Here is a 1,066-nt window from a genome sequence, read left to right on the forward strand (position 1 = left end):
CGCCGGCCCGGGGGGTGGGTTCTAGCCAGTAGCGCCGGCGCTGGAAGGCATAGGTCGGCAGCTCCACCCGGCAAGCCCCACTACCGGTAAACACCGCCTCCCAATCCACCCCCACCCCCGAGACATGCAACCGCCCCAGCGCGGTGAAAACCTCAACAGCCTCATCCCGCTCCCCCCGCAGCGCCGAAGCCACCACCACAGACTCGGCCTGCACCACCTGCCCAACCATCCCGGCCAGCCCAGCCTCGGGGCCCAACTCCACAAAGGTGGCCACCCCCGCCGCCTCCAAGCACCGCACCGCATCGGCGAACCGCACCGGGCAGCGCACCTGCCCCACCCAATACTGCGGTGAGGCGATCTCTTGCGAAGCCAGCCGCCCGCTCACCGTCGACACCACCGGCAACCGCGGCGAACGAAACTCCACCCCCGCGATCGCCTCAGCGAACCCGGCCAACATCGGCTCCATCAACGGGGAATGGAACGCGTGACTCACCCGAAGCCGGCGGGTCTTCGTCCCCTGAGAAGCGAAACGCTCCTCGACCTCGGCGACCACACCCTCATCGCCCGAAACAACCGTAGAAACCGGACTGTTCACCGCCGCAACAGCCACCCGATCGGCACAATCGGCCACCACCGGGGCCACCTCAGCCTCACCGGCCCGCACCGCCACCATCGCCCCACCCTCAGGCAAGGACTGCATCAACCGGCCCCGCGCCACCACCAACCGGGCCGCATCCGCCAACGAGAACACCCCCGCCACATACGCCGCCGCGATCTCCCCCACCGAATGCCCCACCACATAATCCGGCCGAACCCCCCACGACTCCACCAACCGGAACAACGCCACCTCAACCGCGAACAACCCCGGCTGCGCAAACTCCGTACAATCCACCAGACCAGCCTCAACCGAACCCTCCGGCGCCCACACCACCTGCCTCAACGGCCGAGACAACCACCCATCCACCTCCGCACACACCTCATCAAAAGCCCGCGCGAACACCGGAAACACCCCATACAACCCCCGCCCCATCCCCAACCGCTGCGAACCCTGCCCCGAAAACACAAA

At 67.6% G+C, this 1,066-nt stretch carries 1 protein-coding gene; it reads right to left on the minus strand.

The annotated features are described in order from the left end of the window. Positions 1-1,009: acyltransferase domain-containing protein (locus tag VS93_RS26410; protein ID WP_236700763.1), on the minus strand; the 1,009-nt coding region annotated here is incomplete at its 3' end. Positions 1,010-1,066: the final 57 nt, after the last annotated feature.

Source organism: Allosalinactinospora lopnorensis (assembly GCF_000981225.1).
Taxonomy (GTDB): Bacteria; Actinomycetota; Actinomycetes; order Streptosporangiales; family Streptosporangiaceae; genus Allosalinactinospora; species Allosalinactinospora lopnorensis.